Source organism: Curtobacterium sp. USHLN213 (genome assembly GCF_037144815.1).
Lineage (GTDB): Bacteria > Actinomycetota > Actinomycetes > Actinomycetales > Microbacteriaceae > Curtobacterium.
Genome location: NZ_JBBCYQ010000009.1, coordinates 118,421 through 141,749, shown reverse-complemented (window position 1 = coordinate 141,749; position 23,329 = coordinate 118,421). Strand labels below are relative to the sequence as shown.

Genomic DNA, 23,329 nt, shown 5'->3' with positions numbered 1-23,329 from the left:
CTTTCCGGTCAAGGATCGAAGGAGGGGGGGCGGGGCAGGGGGCAGCTTCAGTCACTCCGGTTTGTGGGGGTTTTGAAGTACTCGTACAGCATTGCCGGCAATGCCTTCCCGAGCTCGCCGAACAGGCCGCTGTCGGTGAAGAGGTCGTCGATGAACGCCGGGGTCTCGTCACGCACTCCGAGCAACGCCTTCGTGAACGCCTTCGGCAGGGCCGGAGACTCCGCGAACTGCTGCGCAGTGTTCACCGACGCCTGACCCTTGAGATCCTCATCGAGCGCGAGCTTGCCGACGATGTGGTTCATCTGGAGGTCGATGACGCCGACGCCGTACTTGTCGCCGAGGCGTTCGTTGAGTTTCTGGATGATCTCCTCGAGGGCGCTGCGGTGCTTCTCGTGGATCGCCCCCGACCCGATTGCGGTGATCGGGTCCAACCCTGGTCCCTGCTCGAGGTTCAGCTTCACGGCTTCACCAGCGCTGATCCTGTAACCCACGAGGGACACGTCCGAGATGTCGACTGGTTCGAGGATCGTCGCGGTCGATAGTTGCGGGAGGATGCGGCGGAAAAAGTAGTGCCGGCGCGGCAGGTCGGTGTCTTCGAGGTTGCGGGCTTGGGAGATGAAGTCGTAGAACTTTACGAAGTTCCCAACGTCCGCCTTGAACAGCCGCAGTTCGTCCTGTTCGTCCTTGTCGTCATCGAGCACCGCTGCGACCCACCGCTTCTGGAACCGGTCCACCGCCGGCGCTGTCGCGGCCGACACCTTCGAGTTCGCATTCAGCCCGCCAGTGAGCGCGGCGTCGAACGCCTGCTCCACCTCGGTCAGGTCGTATATACCGGCCGAGTCGAGCTTCGCCACGAGGTCATAGATCAGGTTCGCATCGGTCGTCGCGGTGAGCGTTGCCTTCCGGTAGTACGGCAGGAACGCGTCCAGCACCTCCTGCGGGTCGTTGACGAAGTCGAGGACGAACGTCTTGTCTTTACCCGGGTGGGTGCGGTTCAGCCGGGACAGCGTCTGCACGGCCTGCACCCCGCCGAGCTTCTTATCGACGTACATCGCGACCAGGCGGGGCTGGTCGAATCCGGTCTGAAACTTCTCGGCAACGATCATCACGTTGTACGTCGCCGGCTTGAACGCTTCCGCGAGATCTGACTGCACCCCAGGGTTCTGGGTGCGCTCCGTCAACCCCTCACCGACATCGTCGGGGTCTAGGACGGTGCCGGAGAAGGCCACCAGCGACCGCACCCCCTGCACACCCGCATCGGTGATGTAGGTGTCGAGGTACTTCTTCCACCGCACGGCTTCAATCCGTGATCCGGTGACGACCATCGCCTTCGCCTTGCCGTCCAGCAGCGGCTGCACGAAGGTGCGGAAGTGGTCAACGACGATCTTGGCCTTCTGGCTGATGTTCGTCGGGTGCAGCCGCACGTACCGCACGAGCGCCTTCACCGCGGTTGACTCGTCGACCTCGCCGGCGCCGTCGTAGTCGCCGTCAGGATGCTGCAGCTTCCACGCCACCTTGTACGGGGTGTAGTTCTGCAACACGTCGAGGATGAAGCCCTCCTCGATCGCCTGCTGCATCGAGTACAGGTCGAACGGTTCCGGGGTCGCGTCGGGCCCGGCACCCTCCGGCGGCCGCCCAAAGAGCTCCAGGGTTTTCGCTTTCGGGGTGGCGGTGAACGCGAAGTAGGAGATGTTCGGCGCGGACGCGGTGACCTCCATCGCCCACTGCAGGTACGCGCCCGAATCGATCGGCGCCCCCTCAGCGGCAGCGGCCTGCTCGTCCGGAGACAGCACCTTCGTCAATGCTCCCGCGGTCGACCCGGTCTGCGACGAGTGGGCCTCGTCCGCGATGACTGCGAACCGGTGCCCCTTCAGCCCAGGCAGGGTTTGGATCGCAGTGATCAGCGCCTCGAACGACTGGATCGTCACGATCACGATGTTCTTGCCGCCAGTGAGAGCCGCCGCGAGCTGCTTCGACTTCGACTCGCCATCATCCTTCGTGATGGACTGCACCACGCCGGCCTGCTTCTCGAACTGCGCAATCGCGTCCTGCAGCTGCTTGTCCAGCACCGTCCGATCTGTGACGACGACGACGGTGTCGAACACTCGCTGGTTCTCGTTGTCGTGCAGCTGGGCGAGGCGGTGGGCGAGCCACGAGATCGAATTCGTCTTCCCCGACCCCGCCGAATGCTGGACCAGGTATCGGTTCCCCGCACCCTCGGTTCGCGCCGCCTCAATGAGCCGAGTCACGGCCCTCCACTGGTGGTAGCGGGGGAACAGCACCTTCTGCGTTCTTGTCTTTTTGCCTGTGTCCGGGTCGACATCCGTCTCGACCTGCAGGTGCACGAACGATCCCAACAGTTGCAGCCAGGTGTCGCGTTGCAGGATCTCCTCCCAGAAGTACGAGGAGGCCGACCCGTCCGGGTTCGCCGGGTTCCCCGCGCCGTCGTCCGCGCCCTTGTTGAAAGGCAGGAACCGAGTCGAGGCGCCCGCGAGCTTGGTCGTCATCCGCACCTCGGAGTTCGACACCACAAAGTGCACGAGCGACCGCTTGGCGAACCCGAACAGGGGCTCACCCACCGGCGATCGGTCGAACCGGTACTGATCTACGGCGTTCTCAATCGCCTGCGTAAAGTCCGTCTTCAACTCGATCGTCGCGATCGGGATGCCGTTCACGACCAGCACCAGATCCAACGCCTTGTTTGGATGCTTCACCGAGTAATGCACCTGCCGCACGACACGCACCCGCATTTTCGCGTACGCCTCGAGCGTGTCCGGGTTCTGGGTTGTCGCTGGCCGGAACTGCGCCAACCGGAACTTCACTGCGCCCCCATGCAGCGGCACCATCGAGAAGCCCTCGTGCAGGAGTCGAATCGTCCCACCGTTCTTTAGAGGATCTAGATCCAGTGACTTCGCCAGCCGTGTCAGGATGCTGCCAGCCGCCGCGTCACGCTGAGCGTCCGTGTCGATCGGCCGGACCACTTTCGCGTACTCGGTCGGCTGGGAATCCTCCAACCAACCGAGCACGTCCTCGGGGAACAGTGCAAGTTCTTGGTCGTAGCCAGCGCCGGTAGGCGAATACAGCCATCCGTTTGCCGCGAGCTGTTCGGCGATCTCGTTCTCCAGCACCGACTCCAGATGTGCTCCAGCAACACCGGTCATGCGGCCACCCCCAGGTCGATCCTCCCCGTCACTGCCGCCGAAATCAACGCGGCACGACGCTCGGCCGCAAGTTGGACGCCACGACGACATGTAGCGAGTGCAGCGTCAATCCCCACGAGACGGCGATCGAGATAGTCCGCAATCTCTTCCTGCTCGACGAGCGGCGGAATTGCTGTCTCACGGTGCATCAACGCGTACATGTCCATCGACGGGACCGTGCCTGGGTTAGCCAATGTCTCGAAATCGAACGTCTGCAGCGCGTAGGACGCGAACCGCGGATTGAGGTACTCATTCGGCACGATGGCCATCATGTTGTTGTCGATGCAGGCGGGCCGGTCCGTACGGCGGATGCGGCCCAGGAGCAGTGCGGCACCGATCTTGGCTAGCAGAATCGTTCCGGGTGGAAGGATCTTCGCGCGAAGAGATCGGGCCGTTTCACGAGAAATGGTGTCCCATGACTTGCGAATTACTCCATCTACGTCGGCTCGGCCGAGAGAGTTCACTTTGTAGAACGCGATCTCCGCATCTTCAATTCCTTGCACTCTCTCCGGAAAGCCGACGCCGCTGACGGTGCTTGCGTAGCGATCGAGCCCGGCCACAGACCAATGCGCGGGAACGTCCCCCAACCACGCAACGCCGCTAGGCCGAGTCGGGATCTCACGCCCAATGCCACCGGTAACCGCTCTGCGAACGGTGGCCCTCCGCCGTTCTTTGAGGAGAGTGATGAGTTCCTCGTTCTTCGCGATGAACGCGTCGATCTGCGCCGTCTCCCGATCCAGGAAGTCCGCAATCGCCCGCTGCTCGCCGATTGGGGGCGCAACGACCCGAAGCGATGCAGCATCTCCCTGATAGATCGTGCGGTGAGTCGAGCCCATCATCAAGCGCTCAAACTCGGGCTTCATGGACTGCAATTGATACCAGAGAAAGCGCGAGAGCATCCCCGGCTTCGGCACCCAATTCCAGAAGTCCTGGCTGGTTGCCATCGACACGGGCATGATGCCGCTGAACCCGACAGAAGCGGTACGCGAAAGAACAACGGTTCCGGGGGGGAGCAACTCAGCAGCCGAGTTCGCGAGGCCTAGCTCCGATACCCGCTCTGACGTCTCGCCGAGTTCACGCGCGCCAGCCCGGAGCTGCCAGACATCAGCGAGGGTGAACCAAGGGATCGTGCAGTCGGTCCAATACTCAGGGTGTTGCCGACTCGGGGTGTGCCCCGTCTTCATCAACGCGAACCTTCGAATGTTGCCTGCGTCCCAGTGCGATGGCAATCTTCCGTACCAACTTTCGTCGCTCACCGCTCCACCTCAACGAGCATCGCGCGAAGCTCGTTCATCACTTCGTCGAGGTCTCGGTCGATATCTTCGAGCGAGCGCGGCGGGATGTAGCGGTAGAAGTGGCGGGTGAAGGGGATCTCCGCGCCTTCCTTGGTCTTGGCGTGATCGATCCAGGCGTGAGGAGCATAGGGAAGAACTTCGCGGGCGAAATAGGCGTCGACGTCCTGGTCCCACGGCACGTTCTCGGCGTCCCGGAGCGACACGTCCGGCTCCGGGTTGCCCTTGGCGTCGACGCAAGTTTCGGCGGTGTCGTCCTGTTCGCCGAGCTCCGTGGTCACGGTCTTGAGTAGCGGTGCGGGGAGAGCTAGTCCCTCAGCTTTCGCCGCGATTTTCAGATCCTTCTGGAACTCGTTGCGGTTCTTCCAGACGGTCTCTGTGCCGAGCCGGTTGAGCACGGCACGCAGCGCTTCGGCATCCGTCTCGTTCAGCTTCCGGACGGCCTTCGCTTGGAAGACAGCGTCGATGCGTTCGGAGGTGGCGCGCCAGTTAAGCTGCAGAGGACGTTCGACGGTGATGGTGCGGTAGAGGAAGTCCTCATTGCGGAAGACCTTTGAGTGGTCCCCACTCTCGAACCCGGCGTACAGGCCGACGATTGTCTCGATGTTCCGCAGCGAGAGCTCGTTGCGCTTCGAGCCGAGGCCCTTACGGAGCTTCGTGAACATCTCGCGGCCGTCAATGAGCTGCAACCGGCCCTTGCGGCCGCTCTCCTTACGGTTGGTGAGGATCCAGATGTAGGTCGAGATGCCGGTGTTGTAGAACATGTCTTTCGGCAGTCCGATGATCGCTTCCACAAGGTCGTTGTCGAGCAGCCACTTGCGAATGTTCGACTCCCCACCGCCGGCGCCGCCGGAGAACAGCGGCGACCCGTTGAGGACGATCGCCATGCGGGAGCCACCGTCCTCGGGCTTGCGCATCTTCGACACCAGGTGCATCAGGAACAGCATGGCCCCGTCGCTGACAGCGGGGGTGCCGGGGCCAAACCGACCATTGAAGCCCAGCTTGGTGTGCTCGTCGTCAACGGCGGCGCGCTGGTCTTTCCAGTCGACGCCGAACGGCGGGTTCGACAGACCGTAGTCGAACTTCTTGTCGTCGAAGGCGTCCTCAGTGAGGGTGTCGCCGAGGGCGATGTTGTCGACGTCCTGACCCTTGATGACCATGTCGGCCTTGCAGATCGCGTACGAGGCATCGTTGTAGTCCTGCCCGTACAGACTGAGCTGGATGGCTGGGTTCATTCTGCGGAGGTACTCTTCCGCAACGGAGAGCATCCCACCGGTCCCGGCGGTCGGGTCATAGATGGACCGAACCACACCAGACTTCGAGAGAGCGTCGTCGTCGAGGGCGAACAGCAACTGCACCATCAGCGCGATCACCTCGCGTGGCGTGTAGTGGTCGCCGGCAGTCTCGTTCGACTTCTCGTTGGCGAACCGGATGAGCTCCTCGAACACGAGCCCCATCTCAATGTTGCTGACCGTGCGGGGGTGGAAGTCGGCCTGCGCGAACTTCTCGGTCACCGCGAACAGCTTGTTCTTCTCGGACAGCTTGTTCAGTGTCTTGTCAAACTCGAACCGTTCGAAGATGTCCCGCACGTTCGGCGAGAACCCGGCAAGATACGACGCAAGGTTCGCGCGCAGGTCCTGCGGATCGGCGACGAGCTTGCCGAGGTCGAACGGCGACGAGTTGTAGAACTCGTGCCCCGCGGCCTCGGAGAGCGTGACCGCCTGCAGCATCTCGGGCAACGCCCCGATCGCCTTCGCGGTCTGCAGGACAGCCGCCTTCGTGTCGGCCAAGACCGCGTCGAGCCGACGGAGCACCGTGAACGGGAGAACGACCGACCCGTACTCAGAGGGCTTGAAGGGCCCGCGGAGCGACTCGGCAATGTTCCAGATGAAGGCAACGTGATTCACCACGGGTGGGCACTCCTGCTGTAGAGCAACGAACGTGCGGCACCAACGCCGCGAACCCTCCCATCCTCGTCCATGGAGGGGCAACGCAGGCGCGGGCGCGCCTCGCCGTGTAAGACGCGGCGAGGGTGCCGCCGAGGTTCGCGCGTCGCGCTCGTTGCTCTCGGAGCCTCCGCTATGGAAGACAATCGCGAATCCGGATCGAAACGAGCCCGTGCCAGAGGATGGACGGAGCCGCCCTGCGGAGCTTCGGCAAGCCCGGCTTTGCGCCAGTTTCAGGGGCGGGAGTCTCAACTACTTCGAGAGAAGTCTCACCTGGGTTGAGAAACGACAGGTCGGGCGGCCCTTCGTGTCGGAGCGAGTGACGGGAATCGAACCCGCGCTACCAGCTTGGGAAGCTGGAGTTCTACCATTGAACTACACTCGCGCACCCCGCTCAGCGGGACGTCGCAAGCCTAGCGGATTCTGCGCTGGACGCCAGCCGAGTGCCCGCCGAGCGTGGCGCTGCCGGCCCGCACCGCGCCTCCTGGCCGCACCCGTGTCTCCGCTGTGAGCCGGTCCGTCTGACGGACAGGTGTCGCCCCCGTGTGTACCGTCCAGGTGGATCGAGCGACCCGCGAACCCGAGGAGGACCCGGATGGTCAGACATCGCCTCATCGACGACGTGGTCGGCCCCGCGATCGTGGTCGACTCGGCCTCGCCGGTGGTGTGGCTGACCGAGGCGCTCGCCTCCCTGCTCCGTCGGGCATCCGAGTCCGGACGCTTCGTCGTCCTCCGCACCGGGCCCGGCTCCGCGCTCACACCGGCGCTCCGGCACGCCCTCGGCGCGTACGGGGCCGCGTGGGCCGTCACGGATCCCGACGGCACGCTCCGCGACGGGCGGACCGGCGTCGCAGCCTCCCGCATCGAGGACTTCGTGCACCGCGGCCCCGAGCTCGTCGGCACGCCCTCGCCGGAGCACCCCGTCGCGCGCGACTCGGTGCGGCAGATCAGCATCGACCTCACGCTGCGCCACCACGCCGAACGCGCGATCGACATCGGGTCCGCGATCGAGGCCCTGTGTGAGACGGTCGGCACCTGCCCGACGCGCTGGGGCACCGCCGAACCGCTCACCGTGCCGTGGGACCGCTGGGTCGTCACGCAGTACGCCAAGCACGAGGCCCCGGCGGTGTCGACGTCGTACGCCGTGGGCGAGGGCTTCTCGGCGACGATGACCGCGCACCTGCTCGACGGCGTGGTCGTCGAGACGATGTCCGCCGTGCTCACGATCCCCGAGGACGGCGCCGACCAGACGCTCGCGCCGCGGCTCCTCGACGCCGTGCACCGCGTCGCCGAGGACGTCGAACCCGTCTTCGGTGTGGTGATGCAGCGTCGTGGTGACGCCGACCACCTCGTCCGTGCCGTCTCGCACGGCGAACCCGCTCCGCTGGCGGTCGTGGTCGGACCCGAGGCGACCGAGTTCCTCGACCGGGACGGCGTGTGGCCCCCGCCGCGCACGACCACCTCGACGTTCGGCGGCGGCGGTCTCGTCGTGCGCTTCGACGACGGCTGGGAAGCGCTCGAGGCGTTCCTCGACCGCATCGACGAGGACCGGTTCCTGCAGCTCGTCGGTGGTGCCCCGCTCGACCCGGCGCACGACGAGGGCACGCTGGACGGCCACGTCGGGGACGGTTCGCACGTGTTCGGCGGTCACCGTGCCCCGTGACGTCACCCTGCTCTGCCGCGGGCCGGTGGAGACGCGTGACGTCGCCGAGGCACTGCTCCTGCACGACGAGTCCTGGGGTGTCCGGGCGCTCGACGACGGCCCGATGATGCAGGTCTGCCGGGACGCCACGCACCCCGTGATCACCGTGCTCGCGGTGCGGCGCGTGGACGCCCTCGACGAGGTCGAGCGGATCCTGCCGGACGCCCCGACGCTGTCGACGCCGCTGTGGTGGGTGGACACCGTGACGCCCGAAGGGGCGGACGGCGAGTCCGGGATCTCCGCCGCGCTCGAGGCCGCGATGGACCTCGACGCGGTCTGCATCGTCCACGGCGACTGAGCGGGCGCCACGCCGCGGACGCCACGCCGCGCGCGCCACGCCCCGTCAGTCGCGGTCGTGCATTGCGGCGAGGCGCTCGTTGTACGCCTTGAGGTCCGCGTCCCCGTCCCGCTCCGCCTTGCGGTCGAGGCGCTTCGCGTCACGGGTGTCCGACCTGACCCAGTTGCGCACGACGAGCAGCGCGACGAACACCATCGGCAGCTCGGACGCACCCCACGCGATCCCGCCGCCGGTGTGCTGGTCGGCCAGGAGTGCGGCGTCGTTCGTCTGCCCGAGCGCGTGGAACCAGTCGATCGCGAAGACCGACTCCGACGTCATCACCGCGACGCCGAAGAACGCGTGGAACGCCAGGGTCGCGAGCAGGGCGATGATGAGGATCGGGTACTGCGGCCGCTTCGGACCCGGGTCGACGCCGACGAACACCCAGAAGAACAGGTACCCGCTGAAGACGAAGTGCACGATCATCGCCACGTGCCACTCGTGCGACTGCATGGCGTACTCGTACGCGGGCGTGAAGTAGAACACGACGAGGGACCCGGCGAAGATCACCCCGGCGACGGCCGGCTTCGCGAGGAACTGCATGTACCGCGAGTGCGTGAAGAGCATGAGCCACTCACGGGCCCCGCGCGAGCCGTCGTTCCGCACCGGCAGGGTCCGCAGCGCGAGCAGCACGGGGCCACCGAGCACGAGCGGCAGCGGCACGAACATCATCAGCAGCATGTGCTGGAGCATGTGCGACGAGAAGTGGATCATCCCGTAGACCGCCGGCCCCGCCGAGGTCGTCCAGATGAACAGCGCGCACCCGAGCAGCCATGCGATGGTGCGTCCGACGGGCCACTTGTCGCCGCGCTTCCGGAGCTTCCGGACGGCGAGCAGGTACCAGCCGGCCCCGACGACCGCGAGCGCCAGCCACACCCAGTCGATGTGCCACTGGGTCAGGTAGGTCTGCACGGTCTGTGCGGGCGGGTACGGGAACCCGATGAGTCCGGAGCGGGTGTCGTCCCCGGTCTCCGGCGTCTGCGGGATCGGCGGCTGCGAGCGGGAGACGGCGACGGAGACCCCGATGGCGATCGCCATGAACACGATCTCGGCGAGGGCGAACCGCACGAACACCCGGCGGTCGAGGGGCGCGCGGAGGAGCCCCGGCACGAGCCGCCGCCGCTGGACGACCCCGGCGAGCCCGAGCAGCACCAGGATGGCGGCCTTGACGGTGATGAGCCACCCGTAGGTCGTCGTGAACAGGTCGAGCGGGCCGGTCAGGCGGAGCGACGCGTTCACGATGCCCGAGAACGCGACCGCGGCGAACGCCCACCCCGCGAGCGTCGAGTACCGCGACACGACCCGCCCGGTGGCGCCCTTCGTCCGGGTGCGCAGGACGAGCACGGCGACGAGGCCACCGGCCCAGACGCAGACGGCGACGAGGTGGACCGCGAGCGAGTTCACCGCGTTGGCGTGCTCGAGCGACCCGGCCGCGTGCCCGGACAGGGCGAGCGGCAGCAGCGCGAACAGCCCGGCGACCGTCGCCACCGCGAGGGTCGTCACCCGGGTGGCGAACGCGGCGACCACGGTCGCGACGAGGATCGCCACGGCCGACACCACGAGCGCCTGCCCGATCTCGACCTGGAACGCGAAGAGGGTGAAGTTCCGCGCGAACACCGGGTTCGTCAGCGGGACGCCGAGGGTGTTCGCGCCCGTCAGCACGATGCTCACCACGGCCGCGAGGAACCACACCGAACCCGTCGCCGCCGCCCAGCGAGCGGCGCGGTGCTGCACGCTCGACATCGCCCGGTGGTCCTTCTTCTGCGCCGGGAGCGCGAACGCCGCGACGACGAGCAGGCCGATCGTCAGCGCCGCCATGGTGTCGTGCACCACGCGCGCGACGGGCAGCCCGTACTCGACGAGGTCGCCGGCGGACACCAGTTGCTGGTTCGCGGTGAAGGCGCCGGTGAGCGTCATCCCGAGGATCGAGGACGCCACCGCGAGCGGGACGGCGACGACGAGGACCGTCGCGACGGTGGACGTGCGCGCGGTGACGGGCGCCGATTCCGGCGCCGCGCCTCCTGGCTGGGTTTCGGGTGACGTGACGGTCATGACCGTCCAATCGTAGGCGTGTGGGCCTGGAGGCGCGGCGTGCGTCGCGCGCACCGGCTGCGGCCCGCCTCAGGTCACGACGTCAGACGCGGCGCTCCCAGATGCCCTCGCTCCCGACGCCCACGAACCCGACGGCCTCGTTGACGTCGAGCATCGGGCGGTTCTCCTCGGCGTTGAACGTGATGATCGAGGGTCGCCCCGGGAAGTCCTGCTCGACGCGTTCGATCCCGGCCACCTTGAGCAGCCAGCCGAGCCGGTGCCCGCGGTGCTCCCGCAGCACGAGGGTGTCGCCCTGCATGACCGGCTGGTGCACCGCGTCCGGCACTGCCAGCTGCGTGAAACCGGCCAAGGTGGTCGTCGGGAGGTGTTCGACCGCGACCGTGACCATCGTGCGCGGCGAGCGTTGCAACTGCGCCTCGTGCTCCTGCAGTCGCTCGCGCGTCCAGACGTCCTCCGGCTCCTCCATGTCGCCCTCCGGAGCGTCGGTGCTCATCCGGGTCTCGAGCAGCGCGATGCCGTCGAGCCACTGCTCCGGCGTCGGCCCGGCCCACGCGTGTACCCGGTAGTCGGGTCCGGCGGCGGCCGCTGCCCGGTCGTGGAGCTCGCGCACCACGGAGTGGTCGGCCGGCAGCGCCAGGCGGCTGATCCGGTTGACCTGCCCGAAGCGCCAGCCGCGCCCGGTGAGGAACCGTGCGCCGGCTTCGTCCTCGGGCACGGCGCCGTGGCCGGTGGGCGGGACGAGGTACCCCGGTCCGGACGCCGGTCCGACCTGCCGTGACACCGCGTACGTCTTCCACTGCGTGCGACCGTCGTCGCGGGCGATGCCCTCGAGGTGCTCGGCCAGCAGCGTGCCGATGCCCCGCCGCTGATGGTCCGGCGCGACGGCGACCGCGATCCAGCAGTTCGGGGTCCCCGGTGCCTGCTTGGTGTCGTAGGAGCCGGCCGCCACGACGTCGCCGTCGGGATCGCGCACGACGAAGAGGCGGCTCGGTGCCTCGGGGTCGAGCAGGTACGGCAGCTGTTCCTCGGGCGTCCAGAGGATCTCGGGCAACCGGGTGACGGCGACCTCGGCGGCGTTCTGCACGCGGACCCAGTCGCGGAAGGCCTGCACCGTTGCGGCGTCGTCGTCCATGGTGGCGGGCACGCCGAGTTCGTGCACGGTGTACGCGGTCATGTCGGTTCCTCCTGGCCGTGTGACGCCGCCCGACGCTGGGCAGCCTCGCAGCTTACCGGTGCCGTTCCGCTGCCGCTAGGCTCGTCGCGTGCTGCTCTCCGACCGCGACATCACCGCCCAGCTGGCCGAGGGCCGGATCGGCCTCGACCCGTACGACGCCTCGCTCGTCCAGCCGTCGAGCATCGACGTCCGGCTCGACAAGTTCTTCCGGTTGTTCGACAACCACAAGTACCCGCACATCGACCCGGCGGTCGACCAGCCCGACCTCACCCGGCTGGTCGAGACCGACCCGGACGAGGCGTTCGTCCTGCACCCGGGGGAGTTCGTGCTCGGGTCGACGTACGAGGTCGTCACGCTGCCCGACGACATCGCGGCACGGCTCGAGGGCAAGAGCTCGCTCGGGCGCCTCGGCCTCCTCACCCACTCCACGGCGGGCTTCATCGACCCGGGCTTCTCCGGGCACGTGACCCTCGAGCTCTCGAACGTGGCGACCCTGCCGATCAAGCTCTGGCCGGGCATGAAGATCGGCCAGCTCTGCTTCTTCCAGCTGTCGAGCCCCGCCGACAAGCCGTACGGCTCCGCCGAGTACCAGTCGCGGTACCAGGGGCAGCGCGGTCCGACGCCGTCTCGTTCGGCGCAGAACTTCCTGCGGACGGACGTCTCCCGCCGCTCCTGACCGGCACCCGGGTGGACGTCGGACGTCAGACCACCGCGATGTACTCCCTGATCAGCGCGACGAAGCGTGGCCCGGCGATCCCGGAGTCCGCGAATCGTGCATCGGCCGGCCTGATGCTCCGGAGGGTTCGTGCGGTGTCCAGCCGGCGCCCGCTCACCGGTTCGGTGTCGAGGGCCCACCCGCCGACGGCGTCGGCACCGTGTGCATGACGGATCTCCAGCAGGTGCCCGAGGTCTGCGAGGTCCTTCGTGGAGCGGCGCGAAGCCCAGGCGTACGTCTTGAGGATCGTCGCCATCTCGACGGTCGGGACCCGGACCACGAAGCGCTCTTCGCGACCGTGGGTGTCGACCACGGTCGTGTCGACCTCGATCGGGTCCTGTGCGAGGACGACGTCGAGGCCGGGACTCGCGTCGAAGTGCCGCCCGCCGAGGTGCCGTGGGCGAAAGCGTCCGTCGAGCGACTCCACGAGCAGGTCGATCGTTCGGCCGTCCCGCTCGAACCGGTTTCCGGCGGTTGCCCGGTACCCGTCGGCGAGCAGCCTGTCGACCACGTCACCGCGGGCCGCGATCTCAGTGCTCACGCCCGCGTCAGCGTCGACGGTCCGCCGCGCCGCGAGTCCGTCGACCGGGAACGCTGTCAGGAGCAGTCCGACCATGTGGCCTCCGACGATGCGCGCGGCGCTGCGATCGGCGATCGCGCGTACTGCGTCACCGAGCGAGGCGAAAGCGAGTTCGTCGGCGACCGAGGTGCACGGGACCACCACGCTCACACGGATCACCGTTCGTCCCGCCCGTCGAGCGTGACGCGGCGCAGTGCCAAGACCGCGTCGTCGCGGTCGGGACCCCGGGAGTTGGCGACCTCCCATGCCGTGACCAGCGGATCCGTGAGCGTCGGTGCGCCGTGCGGGTCCCAGGCTCGAGCGGTCGCGAAGACGGTGGGATCTGCGGGGACGACCACCGCGAGCGTCTCGTCACCGGGTGGTGCCGTGGTGAAGCGTGCCGCGAGGTCGAGGTCGGCCTCGCTGTAGAGGACCGCGACGACCGGGCGACGAACCGGCGCGAGGGTGTCGGCGGCCGAGTCGCCGGAGACGAGCACCGGACGTGACTCGGAGCGCGCTGCCTCGACTGCCCGCTGCCGCTGGAGGTCGAGCGCGGCCACGCTCGTCCAGCGTCTGCGTACCCCCGACGGGCCCGGGTACGCCGACAGGAACTCGTCCCACAGTGCTGAGGCATCACGACCGACCCATCCTCCGGCCGTTCGCTCCACGCCGAGGCTGTGCAACGCGGGCAGGGCGAGCGCGATCGCCTGCTGGGTGACGCCCGTCTCGCTCGCGAGTTCGGACTGTGTTCGCGGAGCGCCGGTGCGCACGAGCGCTCGCATCAGCGCGAACCGTCCCCAGGGCGTGCGGCCGCGTGAGCCACGCACCGGGGCCGGAACGGGCGTCCGCGACCACTCGGTGCCGTCGATCAGTACGGCACCTTGGTCGACGGCCGCGACGATCACCCGCGAGTCAGCGAGCGCGATCGCGCGGAGGGAGGCGGTCGATCGTGGAACGACGTACAGCAGCGCTTCAGCCGCCATCGCGCCTCGGCCGAGAGTGCCCAGCTCACGCATCACGCGCGCCGGGGTCGGAGGGGTGTCGAGCGCCCGGATGAGCACGTGGCGGAGCCCCTGCCGAGACGTCAGACTGGCGGTCCGTGACGAGGTCGCACGGATGGAGAGGTCCAGATCGGGCGCAACTGTCTCGAGCAGCTCGAGGCCACGCACGACGTCCATGGCGTGATCGTACAAGCAAAGCGGACGTCGAGAGGAAAAACTTGTATTCGGCATAACGCGGCCCGCGATATCGCCCGTCGCAATCTTCTGGACGCGGCACTCCGAACCGCAGGATGTGCGTAAAGAAATGTCGCATTCTGTGTATCGTGGCCGCATGTCCGCAGTACTCCCACGACCCGCGCCGCCAGTGTCGGCAGCCGGGCTCATCCGGGACGCCCGCCTCCGCGCCGAACTCACCCAGGTGCAGCTCGCCGACCGCGCCGGCGTCACGCAGAGCGTCATCAGCACCTACGAGAACGGACGCCGCGAGCCGTCCCTCGCCGCACTGCAGCGGCTCCTGCTCGCAGCGGGGTTCACGGCCGCGATCGACCTGCACCCCGTCGAGGAACCGCCGCCCCTCCGCGAACGGGTGATGGCCGCACGGCGGGAACTCGTCGCGATCGTGCAGCGCCTCGGTGGCCGCAACCCCCGGCTCTTCGGCAGCGTGGCCCGGGGCGAGGACGGCCCGGCGAGCGACGTCGACCTGATGGTGGACCTCGATCCCGGACTCGGCATCTTCGCGCTCATGCGGATCCAGGACGAGGCGGAGCAGCTCCTCGGCGTGCGGGTGGACGTGGTGGACGCCGCCGGCATGGGCGCCGACGCCGTCCGGGACGCGGTGCCGCTGTGAGCCGCGACGTCGGGGACCGGCTCGACGACGTGATCCGTGCCTGCGGGGTGATCCGTGCGTACGTCGACGACGACGCACTGCCGGAAGGCCTCGTGTACGACGCGGTCCGGATGCGACTGGTCGAGATCGGCGAGGCGGTCCGGATGCTCCCGAGCGCGGTGACGTCGACCGAGCCGAGCATCCCGTGGTCGCGGGTGTCCCTCCTCGGCGAACGCCTCACCCGGCGGTACTTCGACACGACGCCGGCGGTGGTGTTCGGGACGGCCCGGGTGGACGTGCCGTCCCTCTGCGAGGCGGTCCACCGCCTGCGCGCCGCGCACGCAGCGCGCGGTGACCGTCGGGGCGCGGCAGGTGCGGTGGACCTGACGCAGTGACGGACGGGAGGCGCGGGTCGGCCCCGGACCGCGCCTCCCGTCCGACCGTGCCCTCGCCGCGAACGCGGGACGGCCCCGTCTCGCCGGAGCGAGACGGGGCCGTCGTCGTGTGATCGGGGAGATCAGCCCTTCTTGGCGAGTGCCTCGAGGGTGTCGTTGCCCTTGTAGGCCTCGACCGCGTTCTCCTTGGTCACGAGGACCGGGGTGAGCTCGATCGCCGGGACCGTCTTGACGCCGTTGTAGTTGTTCGTCTTGTCGATCTTGGTGTCGGGCTTGTTGCCCTTCGAGAGGTCGGACACCAGGTCGATGGCGGCCTGGGCCTCTTCGGTGGTGTTCTTGTAGATCGTCGAGTACTGCGTGCCCTGCATGATGAGCGGGATCGACGCGGTCTCCGAGTCCTGGCCGGTGACGACCGGGTTCGGCTTGCCGGCGGCCTTCGTCGCGGTCAGGATCGCACGGGCGAGGGTGTCGTTCGGCGACAGGACGCCGTCGAGCTTGGTGTCACCCGAGTAGTACTGCGACAGGAGGTCCGTCATGCGGGACTGGGCGTTCTGCGCGAGCCAGCCCTTGGTCTGGACCTTCTGGAAGGTCTCCTGGCCGGACGTGACCTTGACGGTGCCGTCCTTGATCTTCGGCTCGAGCACGTTCATCGCACCGTTGAAGAACACGGTGGCGTTCGCGTCGTCCGCCGAACCGGCGAAGAGCTCGATGTTGTAGGGGCCGTCACCCTTCTCGGCCTTGAGGCCGTCGAGGAGTGCCTGCGCCTGCAGCTGGCCGACCTTGTAGTTGTTGAACGCCACGTAGTAGTCGACGTTCTTGGTGTTCAGGATGTTGCGGTCCCAGGCGATGACGGTGACGCCCTTCGCCTTGGCGGCCTTGACCTGCGAGCCGAGCTGCGAACCGTCGGCGGCACCGATGATGACGACCTTGGCACCCTTGGTGACCATGCCCGAGATCTGCGACTGCTGGTCCGGGACGGGGTTGCCGGCGTTGGCGTACTGGATGTCGGCCTTGAAGCCGGCGTCCTCGATCGACTTCTCGAACGCGGCGCCCGCGAGCACCCAGTTCTGCGAGGTCTTGGCCGGCAGCGCGACACCGATGAGGTCGCCCTTCTTGATCTCGGTGCTCGAGCCCGAGTCCGAGCCGGAGGTGCCGCGAGCCGAGCAGCCGCTGAGGGCGAGGCCCGCGACGAGCGCCAGGCCGATGCCGGCGATGAGCTTCTTGCGCATGTGAGTGCTTTCTCTTCGTTGAGGGGTGGTGCTGTGGTGAGGGGTTCGAGCGCCCCGGGAGCCCGGGGCGCCACGTCTTTACTGGGTGTTGACCTTGTCCGGCTGGTCCTGGATGGACTGCGGCTGCTGGGCTGCCACCGTGTTCTGCTCGGTGTCCTTCTTCTGGAACTGCCGCATCATGCCGCCGATGAGCGACGGGCGGCCCTGGGACTTCGAGTAGACGTCGAAGGCGACCGCGACGAGGAGGACGAGACCACGGATGATCTGCACCTTGTTCGACTCGATGCCCATGAGCTGGAGGCCGTTCGACAGGAGCGCCATCACGAGGCCACCGATGATCGACCCGGAGATCGTGCCGATGCCACCCGCGACCGCGGCGCCACCGACGAACACGGCGGCGATCGCGTCGAGCTCCCAGCCGGTGCCGTCAGCCGGACCCGAGGCGTTCGAGTAGCCGACGAACACCATGCCGGCGACCGCGGCGAGCACGGACATGTTCGCCATGACGAAGAAGTTGACCTTGCGGGCGCTGACACCGGAGAGCACCGCGGCGCTCGCGTTTCCGCCGACCGCGTAGACCTGGCGACCGAAGATCGTGTTCTTCGTGATGAAGCCGTAGATGATCGTGAGGACACCGAGGATGATCGCGACGATCGGGATCGAGGTACCGACGGGGCCGGCGCCGAACAGGTAGGTCGCGACGAGCGTGACGGCGACGAGGACGCCCGTGCGGACGATCGACACCCACAGCGGCGGGACCTCGGCCTGCATCTTCTTGCGGCGGGAGCGGCCGCGGGCCTCGATGACGATCAGGGCGATGATCGTGGCCAGACCGATGAGCAGCGTGCCGTTCGAGTACCCGAAGTCCGGGCCGAAGTCACCGAGGTAGCCGGCGCCGATGGCGTTGTACGAGTCCGGGGTCGGCACCGAGGTCGACTGGCCGATGATCTGGTTCGCACCGCGGAAGATGAGCTGACCGGCGAGCGTCACGATGAACGCGGGGACCCGGACGAACGCCACCCAGAAGCCCTGCCAGGCACCGACGAGGGCGCCGACGGCCAGGCCGAGGATGATCGCGGCCCATGCCGGCCAGTGCCACACGGACATCGACTGCGCGACGATGATGCCGACGAACGCCGCGACCGAACCGACCGACAGGTCGATGTGGCCGGCGATGATCACCATCACCATCCCCAGCGCGAGGATGAGGATGTACGAGTACTGCAGGAACAGGTTGATGACGTTCGTCGGCTCGAGGATCAGGCCCTTGGTCGTGATCGAGAAGAAGATCACGATCGCGATCAACGCGATGATCATGCCGTACTGGCCGATGCTGTTGCCCTTGCCGAACAGCAGTTTCAGGTTCTTCATGAGACGAGAGCGCCCTTCCGCGCGGAGGTCATGCTGCGCATGAGCGTTTCTGGATCGGCCTGTTCCGAGGGGATGTCGGCCGTGATCTGGCCCTCGAAGATCGTGTAGATCCGGTCGGAGAGGCCGAGGAGTTCGGGGAGCTCGGAGGAGATGAGAATGATGCCCTTCCCCTCGGCTGCGAGCTGCTGGATGATGCCGTAGATCTCGAACTTGGCGCCCACGTCGATGCCGCGGGTCGGTTCGTCGAGGATGAGGATGTCCGGGTCGGTGAACATCCACTTCGACAGGACGACCTTCTGCTGGTTGCCGCCGGAGAGCTTGCCGACGTTCTCCTCGACGGTCGGCACCTTCGTGCGGAGCAGCTTCCGGTACTTCTCGGCGACGTTGTACTCCTCGAGGGAGTCCACGACGCCGGCCTTCGAGATCTTCTGCAGGTCGGCCGCGACGGTGGATCGCTTGACCGTGTCGAGCAGGTTGAGGCCGAGCGCCTTGCGGTCCTCGGAGACGTAGCCGATGCCGTGCTCGATCGCCTGCTGGACGTTGGTGACCTTGATCTCCTCGCCGTCCTTGATGATCTGCCCGCCGAGCCACGTGCCGTAGGAGCGGCCGAAGATGCTCATCGCGAGCTCGGTGCGGCCGGCGCCCATCAGACCCGCGAAGCCGACGATCTCGCCGCGCTTCACGTGGAAGTTCAAGCCCTTGCAGACCAGGCGCGAGGAGTCGAGCGGGTGCTGGACGGTCCAGTCGCGGACCTCGAAGAACGTCTCGCCGATCTTCGGGGTGCGGTCCGGGAAGCGGCTCTCGAGCGAGCGGCCGACCATGCCGCGGATGATGCGGTCCTCGTTGACGCCGTCGCCCTTGACGTTCAGCGTCTCGATGGTCTTGCCGTCGCGGATGATCGTGATCTCGTCGGCGATCTGCTCGATCTCGTTCAGCTTGTGGCTGATGATGATGCTCGAGATGCCCTTGGCCTTCAGCCCGACGATGAGGTCGAGGAGGTGCTGCGAGTCGTTCTCGTTGAGCGCCGCGGTCGGCTCGTCGAGGATGAGGAGCTTGACGTCCTTGTGCAGGGCCTTGGCGATCTCGACGAGCTGCTGCTTGCCGACGCCGATGTTCTTGATCTGCGTGTCCGGGTCGTCGGCGAGGCCGACGCGGGCGAGCAGGTCCTGTGCACGGAGCTGGGCGCTCGTCCAGTCGATGACGCCGAACTTGCCCGGCTCGTTGCCGAGGAACAGGTTCTCGGTGATCGAGAGCTCCGGGATCAGCGCGAGCTCCTGGTGGATGATCACGATGCCGGACTGCTCGGACTGCTTGATGTCCTTGAACCGGACCTCTTCGCCCTCGAAGACGATCTCGCCGTCGTAGGTGCCGTACGGGTAGACGCCGGACAGGACCTTCATGAGGGTCGACTTGCCGGCGCCGTTCTCGCCGCAGATCGCGTGGATCTCGCCGGCACGGACGCTGAGCGAGACGTCGGACAGCGCCTTCACACCAGGGAATTCCTTGGTGATCGAGCGCATCTCGAGGATCGTCTCGGGTGCGGTGATCGACCGGGTCTCGAGGCCGGTGTCGATCGGGGTTGACGCCACGGTGCATCTCCTTCTGCCGCTGCGATGCGGCAGTCCTTCGGGTGGTTCTGCGAGCGGCGACGAAGGGCACAGGAGGCCTGTGTGGACTTCGTTGTCGCGTCCGGAGTCCCGCGTCGTGACGGTCATGTGACCGTTCACATCGGCGGAACGGAGGTAATACTACGCACGCGATCGGCGCGCCTGTCAATTCGGTTTGGTCGCGTTTGTGTAACGGGCCGCGTGATCTGGCGGAACCGGGCACCGCACGTCCCCCGCGTTGGGGTACCCGGGTGGGTCGATGACGGCCTGGAGGCGCGGGTCGGCGCCGCCCCGCGCCTCCCGTCCGCGCACGCGCGCGCCCACCGCGCAGGGGCGCGCCCGCCCCGCAGGGCCGCGCCCGCCCCGCGGGGCCGCGCCCGCCCCGCACGGGCGCGCCCGCCCCGCTTCGTGAGCAGAAATGGTCGGGTCGCGTTCCCGGACCCGACCATTTCTGCTCACGAAGCGCGCCGCGGCGCGGCGCGCGCCCGCGCCGCGCTCAGCGCTTGCGCGGGGCGCCCGTGGAGCCGCGCACCACGAGCTGGGGCACGATGTCGATCGGCCGGAGGACGGCGTCGTCGTCGCCGGGCAGGAGCAGGTCCACGCACCGTCGGCCGAGTTCGGCGAAGTCCACTTGCACGGTCGTGAGCGGCGGCCAGAAGTGCTTCGCCTCGGGGATGTCGTCGTAACCGACCACCGACAGGTCCCCGGGGACGTCGAGGCCGTACGAGCGCGCGGCGTGCACCACCCCGAGCGCCATCGCGTCGTTCGAGCAGAAGATCGCGGTGCAGTCCCGCCAGCGCAGGAGCTCGCGGCCGGCGTGGTACCCGAAGTCGGCGGACCAGTCGCCCAGGATCGGCGGGACGACGGGCATGTCGCGGTCGGACATCTCGCGCAGGAAGCCCTGCATCCGGGCGTCCGCCTCGATCCAGTCCTGGGGTCCGGCGATGTGCCGGACGTACTCGTGCCCGAGGTCGAGCAGGTGCGCCGTCGCGAGCCGGGCGCCCTCCATCTGGTCGACCCAGAGCGCGGTCGGGTCCTCGCCGACGCTCGAGCGCATCGTGACGTACGGCGTCCGGATCCCGAGCTCCTCGATGAGGTCGAACACCCGCTGCTGCGGCGCGATGACCACGATCCCCTCGACGTCCTGGTCGAGCAGGTGCCCGAGGCCGTCGCGGACGGCGGTGTCGGTCGGCTCGGCGATGTTCGCCGTCGTCACGGAGTACCCGCGGCTGACCGCGGCGTCCTCGATCGCCTGCATCGTCACGGCCGGCCCGTAGTGCGAGCGCTGCGCCGTGAGCACACCGATCGTCCGGGTCCGGCTGGTGACCAGCGCCCGTGCGGCACGGTTCGGCCGGTACTGCAGCTGCTCCATCGCCGCGAGGACACGGTCGCGGGTCTCGGCCCGGATCGCGTCCGAGTTGTTGAGCACCCGAGACACCGTCTGGTGGGACACACCGGCAACCCGCGCGACGTCGCGGATGCTGGGCGACCGCGGTTGCTGTGCCCGCGTCGACGCCATTGCTACTCGTTTCCTGCCCGGGGCCGTGGCACGCCCATGTGCACGTTCACATTCCGAGCCAGATCATTATGCACGCCTCCGGCATCCACGCCACCTGAGTTGTCGTTTCCCGATCCGATGGGCTACGGTTCACGTCGTATCCGGCATATCGCCCGTACCGGAACGCACAACTGCAGATCGGCCGTCCGCCCGAGGACGGCAGTCGCTCCAGACCTCAGAGAACAGCGACACCCGCAGCGCACCAGCGCTGGGGTGTCGCTGTTCTCTTTTTTGCGTCCACCGAACCCCATCCACCACGAAGGAGTGGTCTTGACCAAGGCCCGCAGACTGACGAGCTTCATCGTCCTGTCGATGACCGGCGGCGTGATCTTCCAGGTCGCGTACATCCGGTTCGTGTTCCTCGCGGACACCGCGCACGCGCTCGACCTCACCATCCAGCGCTACGGCGAGATCACGTCGGTCTTCGGCGCCGTCGCCGTGCTCATGTACTTCTGCGGCGGCTGGTTCGCCGACCGTTTCTCGCCGAAGGCGCTCATCGTGATCGCGCTCGCGGGGATGGGGATCGTCGACCTCTGGCTGTCGACGGTGCCCGGTGAGACCGGCATCGTGGTCGCCCACGTGCTCATGGCCGTCCTCGGCATGGGGCTGTACTGGTCGTCGCTCGTGAAGCTCGTCTCGATGCTCGGGACCGCCGACGAGCAGGGCAAGCTCTTCGGCTGGCTCGAGGGCGTCCGCGGCATCACGTCGACCGTCGTGGGCTTCGTCGGCGCCGCCATCGTCGCCGCCGCGATCGCCGAGACGGGCGGGGTCCTCTGGGTGATGCGCATCTACGGCGTGCTCTGCCTCGTGTTCGCCGTGCTCGTCCTGGTCGTCGTCCGCACCGACCGGGACGCCCTCGGCCAGGTCGGACGCCAGGCCGTGTCGCTCCGGGAGCTCGGGGCCGCCGCCCGCAACAAGTACACCTGGCTGATCGGCTTCTCGATCATGGCGATGTACTGCTTCTACACGCTGCTCGGCTACCTCACGCCGCTGCTGCAGGACGGCTTCGCGGTGCCCGTCGTGCTCCTCGGGGCGATCGGCGTCGTCCGCACGTACGTGTTCCAGATCGTCGGCGGCCCGGTCGGCGGCGTGCTCGTCGACCGGTGGACGAAGTCGTCGCCGGCGTTCCTCCGGTGGGCGTTCGTCGTCGCGGCGATCAGCGCCGTGGGCTTCCTGCTCCTGCCGCACGACCCCGCCCTCGTGTGGATCGCCGTCGTGCTCATGATCGTGATGTGCCTCGCGGTGTTCACCTCGCGCGGCATCTACTGGGCGCAGGTCGGCGAGGTCGAGGTCCCGCTCGCTCAGCGCGGCGGTGTGATCGGGCTCGCCTCGGGCATCGCCTACCTGCCGGACGCCTTCCTCCCCGCCCTCGGCGCGTGGTGGGTCGGCGACCCGGCGAACGGCGTGCCCTCGCAGGGCGGCGGCTACACGACGATGTTCGCCGTCCTCCTCGCTGCCGCCGTCCTCGGCTTCCTGCTCACCACCCTGACCATGCGCGTCCGTGCACGCGAACTGCGGAACCGCCCGGCACCCGACGTCGTCGTCGCCGCCTGACCCACCTCGAAAGGACCCCTCACCCCATGGACATCCGCGACTTCTCGATGGACCTGTTCTCGCTCGCCGGCAACCGAGCGATCGTCACCGGCGGCAACTCGGGCCTCGGCCAGGCGTTCTCGCTCGCCCTCGCCACGGCCGGCGCCGACGTGTTCGTGCCGAGCGTGGTCGACGACGACGGCACCACCCGGGCGCTCGTCGAGGGCGAGGGACGTCGGTACGAGTTCCTCGAGGTCGACCTCACCGCCGCCGACGCCCCGACGCGCATCGTCGACGCGTGCACGGAGCGGCTCGGCGGGGTCGACGTGCTCGTCAACTCGGCGGGCATCTGCCTGCTCGACGACGTCGAGGCGTTCGACCGCGCGAAGTGGGACCCGATGATCGCCGTGAACCTCACCGCGCCGTTCGCCCTCGGGCACGCCGTCGCGAAGCACTTCGTCGCGCAGGGCTCGGGCAAGATCATCAACATCGCGTCGCTGTTCGCGTTCCTCGGTGGGCAGTGGTCGCCCGCGTACGCCGCGACCAAGCACGGGATCGTCGGCTTCACGAAGGCGTACTGCGACGAGCTGGCGCAGCACAACGTGCAGGTGAACGCGATCGCGCCCGGGTACTTCGCCACGAAGATCACCGAGCAGACCCGGTCGGACCCGGAGACGAACCAGCGCGTGCTCGACCACATCCCGGCCGGGCGCTGGGGCGACGTCGCCGACCTCATGGGCGCGACGGTCTTCCTCGCCTCGCGCGCATCCGACTACGTGAACGGCCACACCCTCACCGTCGACGGCGGGTACCTCGTCCGCTGACGACGGAC

General features: G+C 67.9%; 18 protein-coding genes and 1 tRNA gene. 7 read left to right on the top strand and 12 right to left on the bottom strand.

The window, feature by feature from the left end; all coding sequences use genetic code 11:
* Window positions 1-47 precede the first annotated feature (47 nt).
* From WFH25_RS13495 to WFH25_RS13480, 4 genes are all read right to left on the bottom strand, one after another.
* On the bottom strand, window positions 48-3,161 hold the full coding sequence (locus WFH25_RS13495) for a type I restriction endonuclease subunit R (protein ID WP_336698085.1): 3,114 nt from the start codon (window positions 3,159-3,161) through the stop codon (window positions 48-50).
* Entirely contained in the window at window positions 3,158-4,456 is a 1,299-nt protein-coding gene (locus WFH25_RS13490) for a restriction endonuclease subunit S (RefSeq protein WP_336698083.1), read from the bottom strand. The genes WFH25_RS13495 and WFH25_RS13490 overlap by 4 nt, the downstream gene beginning before the upstream one ends.
* On the bottom strand, window positions 4,453-6,399 hold the full coding sequence (locus WFH25_RS13485; protein ID WP_336698081.1) for a type I restriction-modification system subunit M: 1,947 nt from the start codon (window positions 6,397-6,399) through the stop codon (window positions 4,453-4,455). Before WFH25_RS13485 ends, WFH25_RS13490 begins: the two co-directional genes overlap by 4 nt.
* Before the next feature lie 353 nt (window positions 6,400-6,752).
* A tRNA-Gly gene (locus tag WFH25_RS13480) sits at window positions 6,753-6,823 on the bottom strand.
* A gap of 210 nt (window positions 6,824-7,033) precedes the next feature.
* On the opposite strand from WFH25_RS13480, the gene WFH25_RS13475 reads away from it, so the two are divergent.
* Complete coding sequence (locus WFH25_RS13475; protein WP_336698079.1) at window positions 7,034-8,101, top strand: DUF6177 family protein; 1,068 nt, start codon at window positions 7,034-7,036, stop codon at window positions 8,099-8,101.
* Window positions 8,091-8,438: a hypothetical protein gene (locus WFH25_RS13470; protein ID WP_070417120.1), complete on the top strand. Its 348-nt coding sequence runs from the start codon at window positions 8,091-8,093 to the stop codon at window positions 8,436-8,438. The genes WFH25_RS13475 and WFH25_RS13470 overlap by 11 nt, the downstream gene beginning before the upstream one ends.
* A gap of 45 nt (window positions 8,439-8,483) precedes the next feature.
* Here the strand turns inward: WFH25_RS13470 and WFH25_RS13465 are convergent, their stop codons facing one another.
* Together WFH25_RS13465 and WFH25_RS13460 are read right to left on the bottom strand one after the other, a co-directional pair.
* Window positions 8,484-10,529, bottom strand: coding sequence for a cytochrome c oxidase assembly protein (locus WFH25_RS13465; RefSeq protein ID WP_336698078.1), 2,046 nt, complete (start codon window positions 10,527-10,529; stop codon window positions 8,484-8,486).
* Window positions 10,530-10,611: 82 nt separating this feature from the next.
* Window positions 10,612-11,703, bottom strand: coding sequence for a GNAT family N-acetyltransferase (locus WFH25_RS13460; protein WP_336698077.1), 1,092 nt, complete (start codon window positions 11,701-11,703; stop codon window positions 10,612-10,614).
* Between the two features lie 88 nt (window positions 11,704-11,791).
* On the opposite strand from WFH25_RS13460, the gene dcd reads away from it, so the two are divergent.
* On the top strand, window positions 11,792-12,379 hold the full coding sequence (dcd, locus tag WFH25_RS13455) for a dCTP deaminase (RefSeq protein WP_070417116.1): 588 nt from the start codon (window positions 11,792-11,794) through the stop codon (window positions 12,377-12,379).
* A gap of 25 nt (window positions 12,380-12,404) precedes the next feature.
* On the opposite strand, the gene WFH25_RS13450 is transcribed toward dcd, so the two are convergent.
* Both WFH25_RS13450 and WFH25_RS13445 read right to left on the bottom strand, forming a co-directional pair.
* Window positions 12,405-13,148 (bottom strand): hypothetical protein, encoded by a 744-nt coding sequence (locus WFH25_RS13450; RefSeq protein WP_336698074.1) that lies wholly within the window; start codon window positions 13,146-13,148, stop codon window positions 12,405-12,407.
* Between the two features lie 5 nt (window positions 13,149-13,153).
* Window positions 13,154-14,155, bottom strand: a complete 1,002-nt coding sequence (locus WFH25_RS13445; RefSeq protein ID WP_336698072.1) for a hypothetical protein — start codon at window positions 14,153-14,155, stop codon at window positions 13,154-13,156.
* 154 nt (window positions 14,156-14,309) lie between these two features.
* On the opposite strand from WFH25_RS13445, the gene WFH25_RS13440 reads away from it, so the two are divergent.
* On the top strand, window positions 14,310-14,825 hold the full coding sequence (locus WFH25_RS13440; RefSeq protein WP_083403123.1) for an XRE family transcriptional regulator: 516 nt from the start codon (window positions 14,310-14,312) through the stop codon (window positions 14,823-14,825).
* Window positions 14,822-15,199: a HepT-like ribonuclease domain-containing protein gene (locus tag WFH25_RS13435; RefSeq protein ID WP_070417114.1), complete on the top strand. Its 378-nt coding sequence runs from the start codon at window positions 14,822-14,824 to the stop codon at window positions 15,197-15,199. The genes WFH25_RS13440 and WFH25_RS13435 overlap by 4 nt, the downstream gene beginning before the upstream one ends.
* 122 nt (window positions 15,200-15,321) lie before the next feature.
* Here WFH25_RS13435 and WFH25_RS13430 read toward each other — a convergent pair whose 3' ends face one another.
* The 4 genes from WFH25_RS13430 to WFH25_RS13415 all read right to left on the bottom strand — a co-directional run bounded on the left by WFH25_RS13430 (window position 15,322) and on the right by WFH25_RS13415 (window position 20,925).
* Entirely contained in the window at window positions 15,322-16,428 is a 1,107-nt protein-coding gene (locus WFH25_RS13430) for a substrate-binding domain-containing protein (protein ID WP_070417113.1), read from the bottom strand.
* Between the two features lie 78 nt (window positions 16,429-16,506).
* On the bottom strand, window positions 16,507-17,799 hold the full coding sequence (gene mmsB, locus WFH25_RS13425) for a multiple monosaccharide ABC transporter permease (RefSeq protein WP_070417112.1): 1,293 nt from the start codon (window positions 17,797-17,799) through the stop codon (window positions 16,507-16,509).
* Window positions 17,796-19,319, bottom strand: coding sequence for a multiple monosaccharide ABC transporter ATP-binding protein (gene mmsA / locus WFH25_RS13420; RefSeq protein ID WP_336698134.1), 1,524 nt, complete (start codon window positions 19,317-19,319; stop codon window positions 17,796-17,798). Before mmsA ends, mmsB begins: the two co-directional genes overlap by 4 nt.
* Before the next feature lie 583 nt (window positions 19,320-19,902).
* Window positions 19,903-20,925 carry a LacI family DNA-binding transcriptional regulator gene (locus tag WFH25_RS13415; protein WP_070417111.1) on the bottom strand — a complete coding sequence of 341 codons (1,023 nt, stop codon included), beginning with the start codon at window positions 20,923-20,925 and terminating at the stop codon, window positions 19,903-19,905.
* Window positions 20,926-21,234: 309 nt separating this feature from the next.
* Here WFH25_RS13415 and WFH25_RS13410 point away from each other — a divergent pair, with 309 nt between their 5' ends.
* Window positions 21,235-22,518 carry an MFS transporter gene (locus tag WFH25_RS13410; RefSeq protein ID WP_336698070.1) on the top strand — a complete coding sequence of 428 codons (1,284 nt, stop codon included), beginning with the start codon at window positions 21,235-21,237 and terminating at the stop codon, window positions 22,516-22,518.
* 26 nt (window positions 22,519-22,544) lie between these two features.
* Window positions 22,545-23,321, top strand: coding sequence for an SDR family oxidoreductase (locus WFH25_RS13405; protein WP_336698068.1), 777 nt, complete (start codon window positions 22,545-22,547; stop codon window positions 23,319-23,321).
* The last annotated feature ends 8 nt before the right edge of the window (window positions 23,322-23,329 follow it).